Source organism: Archangium gephyra (assembly GCF_049060025.1).
GTDB lineage: Bacteria > Myxococcota > Myxococcia > Myxococcales > Myxococcaceae > Archangium > Archangium gephyra_A.
In genome coordinates this window covers 8,624,623-8,642,744 of sequence record NZ_JBMEQQ010000002.1, presented here as the reverse complement: position 1 = coordinate 8,642,744, position 18,122 = coordinate 8,624,623, and the positions used below count along the sequence as shown (strand labels likewise).

General features: G+C 71.1%; 13 protein-coding genes and 1 pseudogene. 6 read left to right on the top strand and 8 right to left on the bottom strand.

Annotated elements, in window-relative coordinates; all coding sequences use genetic code 11:
• Nucleotides 1-3 precede the first annotated feature (3 nt).
• The 3 genes from ACN28I_RS37820 (at nucleotide 4) to ACN28I_RS37810 (ending at nucleotide 3,105) form a co-directional block, all read left to right on the top strand.
• Nucleotides 4-1,062 carry an alpha/beta hydrolase family esterase gene (locus tag ACN28I_RS37820; protein ID WP_420946759.1) on the top strand — a complete coding sequence of 353 codons (1,059 nt, stop codon included), beginning with the start codon at nucleotides 4-6 and terminating at the stop codon, nucleotides 1,060-1,062.
• Nucleotides 1,063-1,189: 127 nt separating this feature from the next.
• Nucleotides 1,190-2,356, top strand: a complete 1,167-nt coding sequence (locus ACN28I_RS37815) for a hypothetical protein (protein ID WP_420946758.1) — start codon at nucleotides 1,190-1,192, stop codon at nucleotides 2,354-2,356.
• Nucleotides 2,353-3,105, top strand: a complete 753-nt coding sequence (locus ACN28I_RS37810; protein ID WP_420946757.1) for a carbohydrate deacetylase — start codon at nucleotides 2,353-2,355, stop codon at nucleotides 3,103-3,105. Before ACN28I_RS37815 ends, ACN28I_RS37810 begins: the two co-directional genes overlap by 4 nt.
• Here ACN28I_RS37810 and ACN28I_RS37805 read toward each other — a convergent pair.
• The 6 genes and pseudogenes from ACN28I_RS37805 to ACN28I_RS37780 form a co-directional block, all read right to left on the bottom strand.
• On the bottom strand, nucleotides 3,089-3,787 hold the full coding sequence (locus ACN28I_RS37805) for a hypothetical protein (RefSeq protein WP_420946756.1): 699 nt from the start codon (nucleotides 3,785-3,787) through the stop codon (nucleotides 3,089-3,091). The two genes, ACN28I_RS37810 and ACN28I_RS37805, sit on opposite strands and share 17 nt — an antisense overlap.
• Before the next feature lie 9 nt (nucleotides 3,788-3,796).
• Nucleotides 3,797-3,979, bottom strand: a pseudogene (locus ACN28I_RS37800) (hypothetical protein); the annotation flags it as partial.
• Nucleotides 3,966-4,127, bottom strand: coding sequence for a hypothetical protein (locus ACN28I_RS37795; RefSeq protein ID WP_420946755.1), 162 nt, complete (start codon nucleotides 4,125-4,127; stop codon nucleotides 3,966-3,968). The pseudogene ACN28I_RS37800 and the gene ACN28I_RS37795, both read right to left, overlap by 14 nt.
• A gap of 25 nt (nucleotides 4,128-4,152) precedes the next feature.
• Nucleotides 4,153-5,571, bottom strand: a complete 1,419-nt coding sequence (locus tag ACN28I_RS37790; protein WP_420948792.1) for a DEAD/DEAH box helicase — start codon at nucleotides 5,569-5,571, stop codon at nucleotides 4,153-4,155.
• A 1,207-nt stretch (nucleotides 5,572-6,778) separates the two neighbouring features.
• The gene (locus ACN28I_RS37785; protein ID WP_420946754.1) at nucleotides 6,779-8,128 is read right to left on the bottom strand and encodes a hypothetical protein; all 1,350 of its coding nucleotides are present in this window, start codon (nucleotides 8,126-8,128) and stop codon (nucleotides 6,779-6,781) included.
• A 198-nt stretch (nucleotides 8,129-8,326) separates the two neighbouring features.
• Nucleotides 8,327-8,944 (bottom strand): glutathione S-transferase family protein, encoded by a 618-nt coding sequence (locus tag ACN28I_RS37780; protein WP_420946753.1) that lies wholly within the window; start codon nucleotides 8,942-8,944, stop codon nucleotides 8,327-8,329.
• 74 nt (nucleotides 8,945-9,018) lie between these two features.
• Here ACN28I_RS37780 and ACN28I_RS37775 point away from each other — a divergent pair, with 74 nt between their 5' ends.
• The 3 genes from ACN28I_RS37775 (at nucleotide 9,019) to ACN28I_RS37765 (ending at nucleotide 11,939) form a co-directional block, all read left to right on the top strand.
• Nucleotides 9,019-10,977 carry a carboxypeptidase regulatory-like domain-containing protein gene (locus ACN28I_RS37775; protein WP_420946752.1) on the top strand — a complete coding sequence of 653 codons (1,959 nt, stop codon included), beginning with the start codon at nucleotides 9,019-9,021 and terminating at the stop codon, nucleotides 10,975-10,977.
• Between the two features lie 88 nt (nucleotides 10,978-11,065).
• The gene (locus tag ACN28I_RS37770; protein ID WP_420946751.1) at nucleotides 11,066-11,533 is read left to right on the top strand and encodes a hypothetical protein; all 468 of its coding nucleotides are present in this window, start codon (nucleotides 11,066-11,068) and stop codon (nucleotides 11,531-11,533) included.
• A 25-nt stretch (nucleotides 11,534-11,558) separates the two neighbouring features.
• Nucleotides 11,559-11,939, top strand: coding sequence for a hypothetical protein (locus tag ACN28I_RS37765; RefSeq protein ID WP_420946750.1), 381 nt, complete (start codon nucleotides 11,559-11,561; stop codon nucleotides 11,937-11,939).
• Nucleotides 11,940-11,963: 24 nt separating this feature from the next.
• On the opposite strand, the gene ACN28I_RS37760 is transcribed toward ACN28I_RS37765, so the two are convergent.
• A complete protein-coding gene (locus ACN28I_RS37760; RefSeq protein ID WP_420946749.1) occupies nucleotides 11,964-13,427 on the bottom strand; it encodes a glutamate synthase subunit beta in 1,464 nt (487 codons plus the stop codon).
• Between the two features lie 3 nt (nucleotides 13,428-13,430).
• Complete coding sequence (gene gltB / locus ACN28I_RS37755; protein WP_420946748.1) at nucleotides 13,431-17,987, bottom strand: glutamate synthase large subunit; 4,557 nt, start codon at nucleotides 17,985-17,987, stop codon at nucleotides 13,431-13,433.
• Nucleotides 17,988-18,122 lie beyond the last annotated feature (135 nt).

The following is an 18,122-nucleotide window of genomic DNA, read 5'->3' as shown; positions in this document are numbered from 1 at the left end:
GCCATGAACTCTCGCCATTGCCTGCTGAATGTCCTCGGCGCCGCCGCGCTGCTGTTCACGGCGGCATGTCCTGGCCGCACCGCGGGGCCCGAACCCGAGCCTCCTCCCCAGATACCCGACTACGGTCCGCCCGCCGCTCCCGCCCCGGCGCCGCTTCCCGAGCGCGCCTCCTGCAGCGGGCTCACCGTGGGCCCCGGCACCTACAACTGGTCCCTCACGCACGAGGGGCGCACCCGCTTCTTCCACGTCTACGTCCCCCGGGGCTACAACCCGGCGAGGCCCACGCCCGCCGTGCTCTCCTTCCATGGCTACGGCTCCGACGAGCAGGAGCAGGAGGACGTGAGCCGGATGTCCTCGCAGGCCGAGGCCCGGGGCTTCATCGCGGTGTATCCCCGCGGGCTGAACCAGAACGAGATCGCCGGCACCACGGACCCTCAATCCGCGGACACGCGGAGCTGGAACGCGGGCATCTGCTGTGGCCCGGCGCAGCTCGCCACGCCCCGCGTGGACGACGTGGCCTTCGTGGACGCGATGCTCGCGGACCTGGACACGCGCCTGTGCCTGGACACCCAACGCATCTACGCCACCGGCCTGTCCAACGGCGGCTTCTTCTCCTACCGGCTCGCCTGCGAGCGCGCGGGGCAGATCGCCGCCATCGCGCCCATCGCCGGCATGGCGGGCTTCGAGCCGTGCTCGCCCGTGCGCCCCGTCTCGGTGATGCACTTCCACGGCACCGACGACCAGGTCATCCGCTACGGGGGCGGCACCATTCCCTTCCTCGGCGGACCCTACCGCTCCGCGGAAGAATCGGTGGCGCGCTGGGCCCACCTCAACGTCTGTCTCACCGGCGCCATCCCCACGTACGACCAGGGCGACAGCACCTGCAGCACGCTCACCAACTGTGGCCAGGGCACCGCCGTCACGCTCTGCACCGTGCAGGGCGGTGGCCACACATGGCCCGGGGGCCTCATTCCTCCGGAGGCCGGCCTCGGCAACACCACGCAGGACCTCGACGCGACCGAGCAGATGTGGCTCTTCTTCCAGGCCCACCCGAGGCCCTGAGCGCGGCCCGCCGGGCGCCGGGCGATGGGGCCTGCGGCGGAAGGCATGGCCGCTCCAGGTACCTTGCCCGGTGGATGGGGGACCTCCAGCGTTGAAGATGGACCGTCACACGCGGGAGGGCTGAATCATGTCCACGAAGGCCGAGCGGTACCGGAGTCCCTGGCTCCCCTGGCTCCCCTCCTTGCTGGTGCTCTGGGCCCTGGTGCCCGGCATGGCCCTGGCCGCGGAGTTCCGCAGCGGGGACGTGGTGCAGGTGGGCCCCCAGGAGGTCATCGAGGAGGATCTCTATGCCTTCGGCCGCACCGTGAACATCCAGGGCACCATCCGGGGCGATCTCATCACCGCGGGGCAGCAGGTGGACATCTCCGGCACCGTGGAGGGGGACGTGATGTCCGCCGCCTCGAACAACCGGATCTCCAGCGCGGTGCGCGGCAGCCTCCGGGCCGCGGGCGGCGAGCTCACCGTGACCGGGCCCGTGGGCGAGGACGCCGTCCTGGCCGCCGGCAACCTGCGGCTCACCCCCGAGGCCCAGGTGGGGAAGGATCTCTATCTGGCCTCCGGCGATGCCCGGGTCTACGCGCCGGTGCAGGGCGAGCTGCGGGCGGCGGCGGGGACGCTCACGCTGTCGGCCCCGGTGGGCCAGGACATGCACGCGGAGGCGGGCACGGTGCGGCTCACCAACGAGGCCCGCGTCAACGGGAACCTGAGCTACCGCAGTGAGCGGGATGCGCAAATCGCCTCGGGCGCCGTCGTGACGGGCTCGGTGGAGCAGCTCCCCGCCCGGCACGCCGAGAGCCGGGGTCCCTTCCTGGGCGTCTACTTCTGGCTGCGCTCGCTCGTGGGGCTGTTCGCGCTGGGGCTGCTGTTCGCCCTGCTCGCGCCCCGCTTCGCGCGCCGGGTGACGGCCATGCTGCGCCAGCGGCCCCTGCCGAGCCTGGGCTGGGGCGCCGCGCTCTTCGTGGGCATCCCACTGCTCGCCACCCTGATCTTCATCCTGGGCATGCTGATCGGCGGCTGGTGGCTCGGCCTCTTCATCATGGCCCTCTACGCCTTCGCCATCGCCCTGTCCTTCCCGGTGGTGGGCCTGTTCCTCGGCCGGTGGCTGCTCGAGCGCTTCCACAAGACGGGGGCCCACCTCGCCGTGGCGCTGCTGCTGGGGCTGGTGCTGCTGACGCTGGCGGGGCGCGTGCCCGTGCTGGGGGCGCTCGTGGCCCTGGCCACCATCCTCTTCGGGCTGGGGGCACTGCTGCTCAGCGTGGTGAGGGGCCGCGAGCCCGCCGGGGCTCCGGGGTGAGCGGTCCGGGGCGAGCCCTCATCATCAACGCCGACGACCTGGGGTACGACCCGGCCGTCACCCGGGGCATCCTCCGCGCCATGCACGAGGGCATCGTCTCCTCGGCCACGCTGATGGTGAACACGCCCTACGCCGAGGCCGCCGCCCACGAGGCCCGGGGCCTGTCCATCGGCCTGCACTTCAACCTCTCCCGCGGCCTGCCCGTGTGGGCCGCCTTCCCCGGCGAGTCCCTCCAGGGCGGGGCCTTCTCGGAGCCGCTCGCCCCGCACCTGCCGCCGGACGTGGTGGAGGCGGAGGCGCTCGCCCAGTTGGAGCGGCTGGACGTGCTGCTCGGCCAGCCCGCCACGCACGTGGACGTGCACAAGCACCTGCACCAGCACCCCGGCGTCTTCGAGGGCCTGGCGCGTGCCGCCCGCGCGCTCCGGCTGCCCGTGCGCTCCACGAGCCCGGACATGCGCCGCGCGCTGCGGGCCCACGGCGTGCGCACCAACGACCATTTCCTCGGGGAGGCGGGGGCGGAGGCCTGGTGGACGCTGGAGCGCCTGGAGGAGCACCTCGCCACGCTGCCCGAGGCGGGCGTCATCGAGCTGATGTGCCACCCGGGCTACGCCCCCGAAACCGTGAGGAGCGGCTATGCCCGGCAGCGCGAGGTGGAGCTGGCCACCTTCCTCCACCCGAGGGCCCGGCTGGCGCTCACCCGGCTCGGGGTGAAGCCCACCGGCTACCGCGTCCTCACGCGGCCTGGGTAGCGGAAACGGGCTGCTCGCCGCGGTCCAACCGCAACCGTCTCCGCAGCCAGAACACGAGGACCTCGGCCCGGTGTGAATCCACGTAGTGGGCCAGGGGGACGCTCGCGCTCTCGCCGGGGCCCGTGGTGAAGGTGAGCGTGGGACGCCACCTCGACACCGGCTTTCCCTCGGGGTCCTTCTCGATGTGCTCCGCGATGGTGACGGACAGGAGCTGGCCCATCTTCAGCTCGAGCCGCTCCGAGAGGTCGAACATCGCCGGCACCGAGAGCCGCTCCTTCCGCTCATCCAGGATGAGGTCGAACTCGCCCGCGTGCAGCTTCGCCCCATACCACAGGGCGGTGGCCACCCCCGTGAGGCCCACGGCGGCCCAGCACCCTCCGAGCAGCCGCCACGACGACTCGAACCCGCTCGGGAACGCCGCGACGGCCGCCGCGAAGCTGGCCAACATCATGCCATGCAGCGTGGCCCCCAGCGTGCCCGTCACCGCCAGCGACACATGCGTGCGGCCCTTGACGATGAAGGAGCGCACGGACTGGCGCTGGCGCCGGGCCCGCGCCGCCTGGTCCCACCCGATGAGCACCAACAGGTTGAACGGGGTCATGAACAACAGCAGGAAGAGGTCTCCGCGCCGCAGGCCCTTCTGGAGGACGGCGTGGGCGGGATTTCCCTGGCGGTAGAACACCGGGACGGCGGCGCCCTCGGGAAAGCGGTCCCGCAGGGAGTAGGCACTCGAGAACTCCAGGGTGGGGGAGCCGCTGACCGTGGAGCTCTCGAAGAGGAGCCCGTCGACCTCATACCTGTACAGTACCGAGAAGTGATGGCTCGTGGAGCCGTCCTTGCCGTCCGCGCGCTTCTCGACCTCACTGCGGACGATGGTGCCCGTCGTGCCGGGCGTACCGTGCCGTCAGCACCTGGCGGACCATGGGCCCCAGGGCGAAGACGTCGAACAGCAGCACGAAGACGGTCATGAACACCACGAACAGCAGCGGAAAAGAAGGCAGCCGGTGCCATGGGATGCGCATGGCCGGAACGTATCCCGAAGCCGTGTCATCCCGGTGTCATTCCCGTGACATGCCTCGCTCCGTCAGAGCGGGGACGCACGGCGGGTACGGCCCCGGAGGAAGCCTCCCCCTCGGCCCCGTAGCGCAGCAGCCCGAGCAGCTGCTCGGTGGAGAGCGCCGCCGCCCCGTCCGCCTCCGAGAGCAGGCTGTTGGCGAGGTCCCGCTTCTCCTCGTGCAGCGCGAGGATGGCCTCCTCGATGGTGCCCTCGGAGATGAGGCGCGTCACCGTGACGGGCTTCGTCTGGCCGATGCGGTGCGCCCGGTCCGTGGCCTGGTCCTCCGCCGCCGGGTTCCACCACGGGTCCAGGTGCAGCACGTGGTCCGCCGCGGTGAGGTTGAGGCCCGTGCCTCCCGCCTTGAGCGAGATGAGGAAGACGTCCCCCTCGCCCCGCTGGAAGGCCGCCACCTGGGCCTCCCGCTCGGCCGCGGGCGTCTGGCCGTCCAGGTAGCGCAGCGGCACGCCCCGCGCCTCCAGCGCCTCGCGCACCAGCGCCAGATGCTTGACGAACTGGCTGAAGACGAGCGCCCGGCCTCCCCCGGCGCGCACCGCCTCCACCACCTCCAACAGGCGCTCCAGCTTCGAGGACGCCAGCGGCGAGTCCGCGTCCACCAGCCTCGGGTGACAGGCCGCCAGCCGCAGCCGGGTGAGCGCCGCCAGCACCTCGAAGCGCTTCTTCGGGCCTTTCGCGTCCGCCAGCCGCGCCAGCGCCGCCAACCGCGTGTCCTCGTAGAGCCGGCGCTCGCCCTCGGACAGGGTGATGGGCACCACCGTCTCCACGCGGGGCGGTAGCTCGCGCGCCACCTCCCCCTTGGTGCGCCGCAGCAGGAAGGGCCGCACCACCCGCGCCAGCGCCGCGCGGGCCTCGGGGTCCTTCGTCCGCTCGATGGGCCCGGCGAAACGCGTCCGGAAGGACTCGCGGCTGCCCAGCAGCCCCGGGAAGACGAGCCGGTAGAGGCTCCACAGCTCCGACAGCCGGTTCTCCACCGGCGTGCCCGAGAGGGCGATGCGCGCCTCGGCCTTCAGCGCCCGCACCGCCTTCGCCCGCGCCGTGTCCGGGTTCTTCACCGCCTGGGCCTCGTCCAGCACCAGCGTGGCGAAGGACACCTCGGAGAAGCGCCCGGCCTCGCGCATCAGCAGCGTGTAGCTCACCACCACCACGTCCCCGGCGCCCAGGCCGGAGAGCAGCTCCTCGCGCTCCGCCTCGCGGTAGGCGTGCACCTTCAGCGAGGGAGCGAAGCGCGCCGCCTCGCGCACCCAGTTGAAGCACACCGAGGTGGGCGCCACCACCAGCGCCGGGCCCGCCTCCGCGCGGTGCAGCAGCAGCGCGAGCGCCTGCAGCGTCTTGCCCAGCCCCATGTCGTCCGCGAGGCACCCGCCCCCGCCCCAGGCCGCCAGCCGGGCCATCCAGACGAAGCCCTCGCGCTGGTAGTCGCGCAGCCGGGCCTTCAGGCGCGAGGGCACGGGCACCTTCATCTTCTGCGCCTCGCGGATGCGTCCGGCGAGCTGACGCCAGTCCGGGGGAGCCTCCACGTGGGCCCCCGCTTCGGCCAGCCCGTCCAGCGCGGACGCCGCCGCCGCGCTCACCTCCCACTGGCCATGGGAGGGGTGTGCCACGTCCACCAGGGGCGCGAGCTGCTCCCGCAGCGCCTCGGTGAGCCGCATCCACCGCCCCGGCGCCAGCGGCACGTAGCGGTGCCCGCGCCGCAGCGCATCCAGCAGCACGGCCAGCTCCACGCGCTCGCCTTCCAGGTCCACGCCACCGCGCACGCCGAACCAGTCGCGCTCCCGGTGCACCTCCACCTTCAGGCCCCGCGCATCCGGCGAGCGCACCAGGCTCCACGGCCGCTCCTCCCACTCCACACGCAGCGAGGGGCCCGTCAGGGGCTCCAGCCGCTCGAGGAAGCCTAGCGCCGCCTCCGGGCCCTCCAGGGTGAAGCGGCCGTGCGTCTCCGCCGGCAGCCCCAGCCGCTCCAGCAGCGCGGCGGCCTCGGCGCGCTCGGCCTCCAGGTTCCTCCGCGCCCGCACGCGCTCACCGCCCCGCAGGCCCCGGACGACGTCGGCGCCCTCGCCCACCACCAGCGGCGGGGCCTCGGGCAGGGGCCGGACGAGCAGCGCGCCCTCCAACGTCTCCCCGCCCGTGGGGCGCAGGCGCAGCAACAGTCCGGGCGCGGAGGGGACCTCGCGCGCCTCCATGGACGCGGGAAGGGACACGGGAAAGGCCGACTCCACCCCGCCGAGCCGGTGCAGCAGCTCCGCGCGCGCCGAGGCGGGCAACCGCCCTCCGTACTCCGCCACCGGCTCCAACACCGCCAGGGCCTCGGGCGAGGCGGACACCAGCGTCACCCGGGGCAGCTCGTGCTCCACGTACAGCCAGGGCAAGGGAGGACGCCCCACCATCAACCCGTGCACGGTGCGCAGGGGGACTGGCTCGCCCCCGATGGTGGGGCGTACCCGGAGCCCCTCTCGCGCCTCCTCGCCCTCCTCGATGGCGAAGCCGAGCGGCGCGCTGCGTACCCGCAGCGGCGTCTCCGGTTTCGACTCGAGGACCAGCCGGGGGTGGTGCTCGAGCAGCTTCAGCGCCTGGACGAGCACCCGCCGGCGATCTCCCGGCTCATGCATGCGCACCACGAGGCGGCACAATTCGAAGGCCTCCACCTCCTCGGGGGAGACGAGGGAGGCCCGGGCCTCGGGCTCGTCGCGCAGGGCCACCTGCGTTCCCCTGGACAGGCCGCCGCGCTTGAGCGGCCGGTGGAGATAGGGCCGCAAGCGCGGTTCCCCCTCGTCGAAGCCCCCCAGGCGGAAGCTCACCTGGGAGGCGGTGGCAGGCGACTCCTGACGGGCCCGGAAGCTCGAGGCCCACCCTGTCCATGGCGGCCAGCAGCTCCCGGCTGGGCGCCACGAAGAGCCGGTCGGCGAGCCGCGCGTTGTCCACCGCCCGCCGCGAGTCCCCGAGCGCGGCGAGCAGCAAGTCGAGCGCGGTGAGGGTGTGGTGGCAGCGCGCTGGGCCCCGCGGCGCACACGTCGAGCACGTGAGGGCGCCCTCCTCCTCCTCGAGGAGCTGGGACAGATTCAGCCGCACACACCGGTGATGGGCGTGCTCCGAGAAGAGGGGGGTCCTGGAGAGCCCATACCCGGACTCATGGACGTGGGCGATCGGGCGATTCTCCGGGAAGCGGAGCATGAACTCGTTGTCGGGCAGGAGGCGGGGAACGGCGTGCTCGCGCACCCGGGCCCGCTCCCGCTGGAGCAGTTGCACGAGGGGCACGAGCCGCGCATCCGTGGGCGGAGGATGGACACGGCGGGTGCGCTCCAACTCCAGCCCCAGGCTCACGCGCTGGGCCTCGGCGCGGGCCCGGAGCCACGCGGCCCGCCTATAAAGGTCCCGATCCTTCTCGGGCCAGCCCTCGGGCAGCGGCATCGAGCCGTCCAGGAGGGACGTGACCGGGTATCCATCCAGGTGGTAGAGGCGGCGGGAGACGGCGAACCCCCGCGGCAGGAGGGAGTCCAGCTCCGAGGCGGAAACGGAGCGCAGGTGGGAGACGTGGTGGGCCTCCAACCAGGCTGTCACCTCCTCGGGAGAGCGCGGCAGTGCCTCCTCCTGACCCGCGGGCGAGCCCGTCCCACTTTCGGGAGTGATGGCCGCGAGGACGGCGAGCCCGAGCGCCACCACATGCTCGCAGAGGCGGGAGGCCTGGAAGCTGGAACACGGGCAGTTGCCGAGCAGGCCCTGCTCGTTGGCGGACACCGACACCGGGAGATGCCCTCCCCCGCGGCCGCGGACCTCTCCGTGCAGCACCTCCGCCACCGCCAACCAGGAGCGGACCCGCCCCTTGGCGGCCAGAGACCTGCCCCGGGAGTAGATGTCTTCGCCCGCGAGCAGGTGGAGTTGTTCCCGGGTGAGCCAGTGCCGCAGCCAGTTGCCGGGCAGGGAAGTGGACTTTTGCGGTAATGCCTTCGGCATGACCTCCAAGATAACGTCCGGAGGCGCACTTGTCCGCATCCACGTTGACGGATTGGCGGCAGCCGGGCGTCCAGCCAGGAGAGCGGTCCGCTCCAGTGCATCCCGGCCCTCGGGCAGGACCGGGCGGGTCCGGGACACCGTGAGGCGCTCCTCCGGACCCGCGCGGTCACGACGGGGACGACGGTACGAGCTACAGGACTAGCCGGTGACCTTCTTCCACGAGGGACGGGTGCTGATGCGCTCCCACCACCACTTCACGTGCGGGCGCTCGGTGATGAGGCTGCCGTGGGGGGTGGCCGAGAGGTACTGCAGGTAGGGCAGCCAGGAGATGTCCGCGAGGGAGAACGTGTCGCCCGCGAGGTAGGCCTGCGCCATGAGGGCCCGGTCGACGACGTCGAGCGCCTTGGCGGTGCCATCCCGGCCCTTGCTCACCTTGTCCATGTCGGGCTTCTCGCCGCGCATGGGCTTGAAGAACATCTCCATGATGATGGCCATGGAGCTCGGAGAGAAATAGGACTGCTCCACGCTCAGCCACTGCTCCATGCGGCCCAGCGAGGGCAGGTCGCTCGGGGTGAGCTTGGGCCCCGGCAGCTTCGCATCGAGGTAGCGGATGATGGCGCGGGACTCGTACATGGTGAAGCCGTCATCCTCGAAGAAGGGGATGACGCCGAAGGGGTGCTTCGCCGTGTACTGGGGCGCCTTGTGCTCGCCCTTCATCAAATCCACCAGTACGAACTGGGCCTCGTGGCCCTTCTCGGCGAGCGTGGTGAGCACCTTGCGGGTGCAGGTGCTGAACGGATGACCGTAGACCTTCATGAACGTGCCTCCTGGGGGTTGAAGCGGCGCGAAGCTATAAGAAGGTCCCGGGGGTTGCGCTAGCCTTCCGAGCCATGGATCGGAAGCGCACACTCGGGTGGCTCGTCATCGTGCTGGTGCTCGTGGGAGGCCTGCTGCTCGTCCTCCGGGGACGCGGCGGAGGACAGGAGCCCCAGGCCCCGCGGACCGCGAGCGCGGCGGCCCCGAAGCCCGCGGCCACCCGCACCGTCCCGGAAACGGCACCGAGGCCGGAGCCCGCCCCCACCGCGACGGCCCTGCCCACGCGTCTGGTGCCCGCCACCCGGGCGGAGGACTCGGCCGAGCCGCATGGGGCCTTCGAGGGCCGCGTCATCTCGGCCACCACGGGAGAAGGGGTGGGAGGCGCCGAGCTGACCTTCGCGGGGGCGGGGGGCGCCACGTCGGCGCGCACGGATGCGAGTGGACGGTTCCGCTTCGTCCCGAGCACGGCGGGCACGTGGCAGCTCGCGGTGGTGACGGCACGAGGCCACCTGCCCTTCGGTCCCGAGTGGGGACAGAGCCCCATCCGCTTCACGGCGGTGCCGGGCCAGCGCATCTCGGACATCGTGCTCGCCCTGACGCCCGAGGTGGAGCTGCTGGGGCGGGTGGAGGGCCCGGACGGGCAGCCCGTGGCCGGAGCGCGGGTGCGGGTGCTCACCGGCCGGGGCGGGGAGTCGGTGCTCTTCCCGACGTCGGACCACTACACGTCGGATGCGCGCGGGGAGTTCCGCTTCCACGGGCCCGAGGGAGCCGTCGTGGAGGCGCGCCACCCGGCCCACGCCTCCGCCCGCGCCGAGGTGACGCCCTCGACGGTGCTGGCACGCCGGTTGGTGTTGAAGCTGGGCAAGCGCGCGGGCCCCGAGGCCGCGCCACTGGGTGAGTCACTGGAGGGGCGCGTGGTGGATGCGGGCGGAACGGCCGTGCCCGGGGCGCTGGTGTCGGTGGTGTCCGCCGCGAGCGCATGGCCCAAGAGGTATGGAGACGAGCTCGGCTACGAGCGGGTGACGGACGACGAGGGACGCTTCACGGTCGAGGGCCTGGAGCCGGGGAGCTACGACGTCACGGCGCGGCTGATGGGGCTGTCACCCGGGGAGCTGCGGGATGTGGCGGCGGGGAGGAAGGACCTGGTGCTGACGCTCGCGCCGGGGGCGAGGCTGGTGGGCACGGTGCGCGACGCGGCCACCGGCAAGCCCATGCCCTCCTTCACCCTGGCCGTGTTCACGAAGCGAGGCCCCTTGCAGCGTGAGGTCTTCACGCAGCTCTCGTTCATCGACGCCCAGGGCCGCTACGAGCTGGCGGGAGTGCCGGCGGGGAGCTACGTGGTGCAGGCGGCCGCGTATGGCTACGCCCCGTCGGAGGTTGGCGTGGAGGTACCGAAAGGAGCCTCGGGGCCGGTGACGGCGAACGTGTCGCTCGGGCGTGGGGCGAAGATGACGGGGAAGGTGGTGGAGGAGGGCTCGGGCATTCCGCTGGAGCGCGCGAGCGTCTCCGTCGAGGGCATCGGCACCGGAGCGGGAGCACTGTCGGTGCGCTACGACGCCCTGACGGATGCGCAGGGGAACTTCACGCTCGACGGTCTGCCGACGGGCCAGATGACCCTGTACGTGTCCGCCGAGCGGCACCACAGCCGCCTCATCTCGGGAATCAACGTGAGCCCCGAGGCCACGCCGCCACGGCTGCTGGAGTTGAGGAAGACGGAGGAGGGAGAGGAGCCGCAGTTGGAGATGGTGGGAATCGGGGCGGTGCTGGCGGCGCGAGAGGATGCGCTGGTGGTGGGCCAGGTGTTCCCGGGAGGAGGCGCGGCAGAGGCGGGGTTGATGACGGGGGACGGCATCGTGCGCATCGACGGACGCCCGGTGGTGGAGCTCGGTTTCACGGACGCCATCCAGAGCATCCGTGGCGCCGAGGGAAGCACGTTGGTGCTCGGGGTGCGCAGGGCGCCGGCGCCAGGAACGGAGGGGAGCCCCGCGCCCATCGTGGACATCCCCGTGACGCGGCGGCGCGTACGGCGGTAGGGCACTCAACAGAAGCCGGGCTCGACAGGGTGCGCCCTCCAGCGGAGTGCTACCGTCCTCACCTGATGGCAGCATGCCAGGAGGAGAAGTGAGACAAGTGGTTTTGCTGATGACCGTGGCACTGGTCAACTTCGGGTGTGCGCACACTCAGCAACCGGAACGCAGAATCTACGTCATTTCCGAGGAGGGAGGAGGCATCGGCGGGTCTGGTGGCCATGATTGCGATGAAGAGCACATCCAGTGCTTCGACAGGTGCTGGAACAGGTCCCCTCCCATCTCGAGCATCAAGAAGGGCTCTGGCCCGCATAATGAGTACTGCACGAAGATCTGCCGCGAGCAATACACAGAGTGCATCGAGGAGCAGGAGCAGGAGCAGGCTGAACGCGAGAAGAAAAACAAGAAGCTGCACTTCTCAAACATTGATGCCGCGCTCGACTGGCTCGGAAATCACAAGACCGAAATCGCAATTGGAACTGTCGTTGTCGTCGCTGGTGTTGCCTTCGTCGTTGCAACTGGCGGCTCTGGCGCGTTGATTCTGGCGCCCCTCGCACTCTGAACCAGTGAAAGGACCTGGTGGTGAAATGACGATCATTCCAGATTTCGACTTGGACGACACCCTTAGAACCCTGGACTCCGCGAGCAAGAAGTTCCAAGAGGGCTCAAAAGAGGAAAAGACAATCCAGCTTGCTGCGGTTTCGCTACTCTACGTCCTCCACATCGGGAAGACGAAGGATTTCCAAAAGTACTACCAAGACATCCATGACCCCTCCTACCAAATCAAAGTGTCTCATTCGTTTTCGACACAAGAAGAGGCGGACGGATGGCTCTCCAGTGGAAATGCCACCGATGGCGAACGTGTGAGGATCGCCGGCCAGGGATTTCAAGTCATTCAACTCCCAAAGGGACTGAGATTCCTTCGAGCCCCCCTGCCAGAAGAGTTGGGGGATCCAGCCCCGGAGTAGGCGGCAGTCCGGGGCTGGATCCACTCAGCCGAAGGCGCAGTCCTTGCCCTTGGTCGGCAGCGCGGATTCCTCCCGCGTCAGGTACGTGTCGACGGCCTTCGCCGTCTCGCGCCCATCCGCGAGGGCCCAGACGATGAGGCTCGCCCCACGGCTCGCGTCACCCGCGCAGAACACGCCGTCCACCGACGTGGCGAAACGCGCGTCCACCTGCACGTTGCCTCGCGGCGTGAGCTTCGTCCCGAGCTGCTCGGCGAGCAGCCCCGTGTCCGGCCCTGTGAAGCCCATGGCCAGCACCAGCAGGTCCACCTCGTAGACCGACTCGGAGCCGGGCACCTCCACCAGCCGGAGCGCTCCTCCTGCCTCACGGTGCAGCTCCACCCGCACCGCGTGCAGCGCCTGAAGCCGCCCGTCCGCGCCCACGAGCTGCTTCGTCATCAGCCCGAACTCGCGAGCCCCACCCTCCTCCTGGCTCGACGAGGTGCGGAAGATGAGCGGCCAGCGCGGCCACGGGTTGCCCTCGGCACGCACCTTCGGCGGAGCCGGCATCAGCTCCACCTGCGTCACGCTCGCCGCGCCCTGGCGCAGCGCCGTGCCCAGGCAGTCCGAGCCCGTGTCACCGCCACCCAGAATCAGCACCCGCCGGCCCGCCGCGTCCAACCGGGGCTCGAGCGTGGCCAGCCCGGACACCACGCGGTTGTTGTGCTCCAGGTACTCCATGGCCTGCACCACCCCGGACAGCTCGCGCCCGGGCACCTCGAGCTCCCTCGCCTTCCTCGCGCCCATGGCCAGCACGACGGCGTCGTACTGCTCGCGCAGCGCGGCGAAGCCCGGCTCGCGGCCCACGTCCACGCCGCAGCGGAACTCCACGCCCTCGGCCTCCATCAGCTTCAGCCGCCGGTCCAGCACGGACTTCTCCAGCTTGAAGTCGGGAATGCCGTAGCGCAGCAATCCACCGGGCCGGTCATCCCGCTCGTACACGGTGACGCTGTGCCCCGCCTGGTTGAGCTGCGCCGCCGCCGCCAGCCCCGCGGGGCCCGAGCCCACCACCGCCACGCGCTTGCCCGTGCGGCTCGCCGGAGGACGGGCACGCACCCAGCCCTCGGTGAAGGCCCGCTCGATGATCTCCTTCTCCATCTGCTCGATGGTCACCGCGTCCTGGTTGATGCCGAGGACGCACGCGGCCTCGCACGGTGCCGGGCACAGCCGTCCGGTGAACTCGGGGAAGTTGTTGGTGGCGCTCAGCGCGAGGAACGCCTCCTTCCACTTGCCCCGGTACACCGCGTCGTTGAAGTCCGGGATGGGATTGCCCAGCGGGCAGCCCTGCTGACAGAAGGGCACGCCGCAGTCCATGCAGCGCCCCGCCTGCCGCTTCGCCTCCTCGTCGGACAGCGGCAGGACGAACTCGCGCGAGTCCCCCACACGCTCGGACTTCTCCCGCTTGGGGGCGGGCACGCGCTGCCACTCCATGAAGCCAGTCGTCTTTCCCATGGCTCAGCCCTCCCCTCCCACGACCTGGAGCCGTGGCACTGTGGCCGGAGGCGGCTTGCGGGCCGCCCGGCGAGCCTGGAGCACGCGCTTGTAGTCGGTGGGCATCACCTTCACGAACTGCGGCACCATCCGCTCCCAGTTGTCGAGCACCCGTTGCGCCAGCTTGCTGCCCGTGTGGTGCAGGTGCCGTTCAATCATCCCGTGTACGAGCCAGATTTCGGACTCGTCCACCAGCGACTCCAGCTCCACCATCTCCAGGTTGCAGCGCTCGCGGAAGGAGCGCTCGCGGTCGAGCACGAAGGCCATGCCTCCGCTCATGCCCGCGGCGAAGTTGCGCCCGGTGGGCCCGAGCACCACCACCGCGCCACCCGTCATGTACTCGCAGCCGTGGTCGCCCACGCCCTCGACGACGGCCTGGGCGCCGCTGTTGCGCACCGCGAAGCGCTCGCCCGCGAGCCCGCGCAGGTACACCTCACCGGCCGTGGCGCCGTAGAGGACGGTGTTGCCCACCAGGACGTTCTCCTCGGGAGCGAAGCGGCTGGCTCCGGGCGGGTAGACGATGATGCGTCCACCGGAGAGCCCCTTGCCGAGGTAGTCGTTGGCATCGCCCTCCAGCTCCAGCGTCACGCCGCTGGCGAGGAACGCCCCGAAGCTCTGCCCGGCCGAGCCCTGCAGGCGGATGCGCAACTGCCCGTCCGGAAGGCCCCGAGCCCCATAACGCCGGGCAATCTCCCCCGAGAGCATGGCCCCCACGGCGCGATGCGTGTTGCTCACCGGCCGGACCAGCAGCGTGGGTGCGCCACCGTCCAGCGTCGCCTTCGCGTCCTCGAGCAGCGCATGGTCCAGGTGGTCCGACACATCCTTGCGCCACGCCGAGTCGCACCGGCGGGGCTCCTCTTCGGGAGCACGAGGGAGCGACAGCAACCCGGAGAGGTCCACCCGCTTCACCTTCCAGTGGTCCGAGGCGGGCCGCTGCCGCAGCAGGTCCACCCGGCCCACCAGCTCGTCCAGCCGGCGCGCGCCGAGGGCCGCCATCTGCCGCCGCAGGTCCTCGGCCACCAGGAAGAAGAAGTTCACCACGTGCTCGGGCTTGCCGTGGAAGCGCTCGCGCAGGCCCGCGTCCTGGGTGGCGATGCCCACCGAGCACGTATTGAGGTGGCACTTGCGCAGCATGATGCACCCGAGCGCGATGAGGCTCGCGGTGGCCATGCCGAACTCCTCGGCGCCGAGCAGCGTGGCGACGAGCACGTCCCGGGCGGTGCGCAGGCCGCCGTCCACCTGGACGCGGATGCGCCCGCGCAGGCCGTTGTGCACCAGCACCTGCTGTGTCTCCGCCAGCCCCAGCTCCCACGGCAGGCCCGCGTGCTTGATGCTGGAGAGCGGCGAGGCGCCCGTACCCCCCTCGTAGCCGGAGATGACCACACCGCCCGCGCCGGCCTTGGCCACGCCCGCGGCGATGGTGCCCACCCCCACCTCGCTCACCAGCTTCACGCTCACCCGCGCCGCCGGGTTCACCGACTGCAGGTCATAGATGAGCTGCGCCAGGTCCTCGATGGAGTAGATGTCGTGGTGCGGCGGCGGGGAGATGAGCGTCACGCCCGGCGTGGACCAGCGCACGCGGGCAATCCGCTCGTCCACCTTGTGGCCCGGGAGCTGTCCTCCCTCGCCGGGCTTGGCGCCCTGGGCCATCTTGATTTGAAGCTCGGCCGCGTTGACGAGGTACTCGGTGGTGACGCCGAAGCGCGCGCTGGCCACCTGCTTGATGGCGCTGCGCCGCAGGTCCCCGTTCTCGTCGCGGGTGTAGCGGCGCGACTCCTCGCCACCTTCGCCGCTGTTGGAGCGCCCGCCCAGCCGGTTCATCGCGATGGCCAGCGTCTCGTGGGCCTCGGCGCTGATGGAGCCGAAGGACATGGCGCCGGTGACGAAGCGCTTGACGATCTCTGCCGCCGGCTCCACCTCCTCCAGGGGCACGGGGGCACGGCCCTCGGCCGCCACCTCCAGGAGCCCGCGCAGGTTGCAGTGCGCGCGCGACTCGTCGTCGGCCAGTTGCGAGTACTCGGCGAAGAGCTCGGCGTCATTCGTGCGCGCCGCCTGCTGCAGCTTCGCGATGGTGGCCGGGTTCCACTTGTGCGTCTCGCCCCGGCGGCGCCACTGGTACTGGCCGCCCACGGGGAGCAGCTCCGCCTCATGGTCCGCCACGGGTCCGAAGCCGAGCGCATGCCGCTCGCCCACCTCGCGCCCCAGCTCCGGCAGACCCACGCCCTCCACGCGCGAGGGCGTTCCGGTGAAGTGCTGCTCCACCAGTTCCCGCTGCAGGCCCACGGCCTCGAAGAGCTGCGCGCCCCGGTAGGACTGGAGCGTGGAGATGCCCATCTTGGACATCACCTTGAGCAGCCCCTCTTCAATGGCGTGGATGAAGTTCTCCTGCGCCTTCTCCTGGTCCACCGGCAGCTCGCCGGCGTCCGCGAGGGCGCGCAGGGTGTCCAGCGCGAGGTACGGGTTCACCGCGGAGACGCCGTAGCCGAAGAGGCACGCGAAGTGGTGCACCTCGCGGGCCTCGGCCGTCTCCAGCACGAGGCCGGTGTACATGCGGATGCCGTCGCGCACGAGCCGCTGGTGCACGGCGGACACGGCCAGCAGCGCGGGGATGGCGGCATGGGCCGCGTCCACGTCCCGGTCGCTCAGCACGAGGATGTTGGCGCCCGCGTCCACGGCCTCCACGGCCTCGTTGCACAACCGCTCCACCGCCGCCTCCAGCGCGCCCTCGCCCCCGTCCACCGGGTAGCGGAGGCTCAGCGGGAGCGTCTCGAAGATGCCCTCGTTGCGGATGGCGGCCAGCTTCGCGAGCTGCCCGTTGGTGAGGATGGGGCCCGGCAGCGACAACCGGTGGCACTGCTCCGGCGTCTCCTCGAAGGTGTTGCCCTCCGGCCCCAGCCCGGTGGCCAGCGTCATCACCAGCGACTCGCGGATGGGGTCGATGGGCGGGTTGGTCACCTGCGCGAAGAGCTGGTGGAAGTAGTTGAAGAGCGAGGGCGCCTGATCACTGAGCACGGCCAGCGGCGTGTCGGTACCCATGGAGCCCACCGGCTCCTTGCCCGTCTCGGCCATGGGGCGCAGCAGCAGCCGCACGTCCTCGTCCGAGTAGCCGAAGGCGCGCTGCAGCCGCCACAGCTCCTCGCCGCCCAGCCGCTGGGGCGCGGGCACCGTGGGCAGGTCCTCGAAGGTGAAGACGTTGTTCTGCAACCAGCGCCGGTAGGGCCAGCGTCCGGTGATGTCGCGCTTGACCTCCTCGTCCTCGAGGATGCGGCCCTCGAGCGTGTCCACCAGCAGCATGCGGCCCGGGGTGAGGCGGCCCTTGCGGCGCACCTGCGCGGCGGGCACGTCGAGCACGCCCGTCTCCGAGGCGAGGATGATGCGGTCGTCCTCGGTGATGAGGTAACGCGCGGGGCGCAGGCCGTTGCGGTCCAGCGTGGCGCCGATGAGCTGCCCGTCGGTGAAGGCGATGGCGGCCGGCCCGTCCCACGGCTCCAGCAGGGCGCTGGAGTACTCGTAGAAGGCGCGCCGCTCGTCGCTCATGAGCGTGTGGCCCTCCCACGCCTCGGGGATCATCATCATCATGGCGTGGGGCAGCGGGCGCCCGCCCAGGTACAGCAGCTCCACCATGTTGTCGAACTGGGCCGAGTCGCTCTTGCCCGGGACGATGAGGGGGAAGAGCGGCGCCAGGCTGCCACCGAACCTGGCCGACTGCAGCAGCCCGCGCCGCGCGTTCATCCAGTTGCGGTTGCCGTGCAGCGTGTTGATTTCGCCGTTGTGCGCGATGTAGCGGAACGGCTGCGCCAGCTCCCAGGTGGGGAAGGTGTTGGTGGAGAAGCGCGAGTGCACCAGGCCCAGCGCGCTCACGCACTCGGGGTGCTGCAGGTCCACGTAGAAGCGCGGGAGCTGCCGGGGCAGGAGCAGGCCCTTGTAGATGAGCGTCTCGGCTGAGAAGCTGGCCACGTGGAACTGGCCATCCGGGTCCAGGGCGCGCTCGCGGATGCGGCGCTCGGCCAGCTTGCGGATGCGGAACAGCTTGCGCTCGAAGGCGCTGGGCACCACTCGGCGCCGGGCGACGAAGAGCTGGCGGATGACGGGGGCACCCTCGCGGGCCAACCGCCCCAGGTGGGAGGGCTCCACCGGCACGTCGCGCCAGCCGAGCACGCGCTGGCCCTCGTCGGTGGCCACCTGCTCCAGGGCCGCCTCGCAGGAGATGCGCGCCTCCTCGTCCGAGGGGAGGAACACCATGGCCACGCCATACTGGTGGCGCGGAGGCAGCGCGAAGCCCAGCCGCTCACGCTCGAAGAGGCGGTGCGGGAGCTGGATGAGGATGCCGGCGCCGTCTCCCGTCTCGGGATCCCTCCCCGCCGCGGCCCGGTGGCTCAACCGGTTGAGCAGCTCCAGCGCGTCCTCGACGATGCCGCGCGACTTCTCCCCCTGGATGTGGGCCACGAAGCCCACCCCGCAGGCGTCATGCTCGGTGTCCGGTTCGTACAACCCATAGCGGCCCGGGCCTTGGTGCGACATCAGCACTCCCTCTCGGCGGGTGAATCCCGTTGACGCGGAGAGTCTAGTGCAGTGCGTCACCCCCGTCAGCCCGATGACGCGGTCAAGCAACGCGGAAACGTTCGCAAGCGCCTGGAGCGTTCAGGGAAGCGGGGG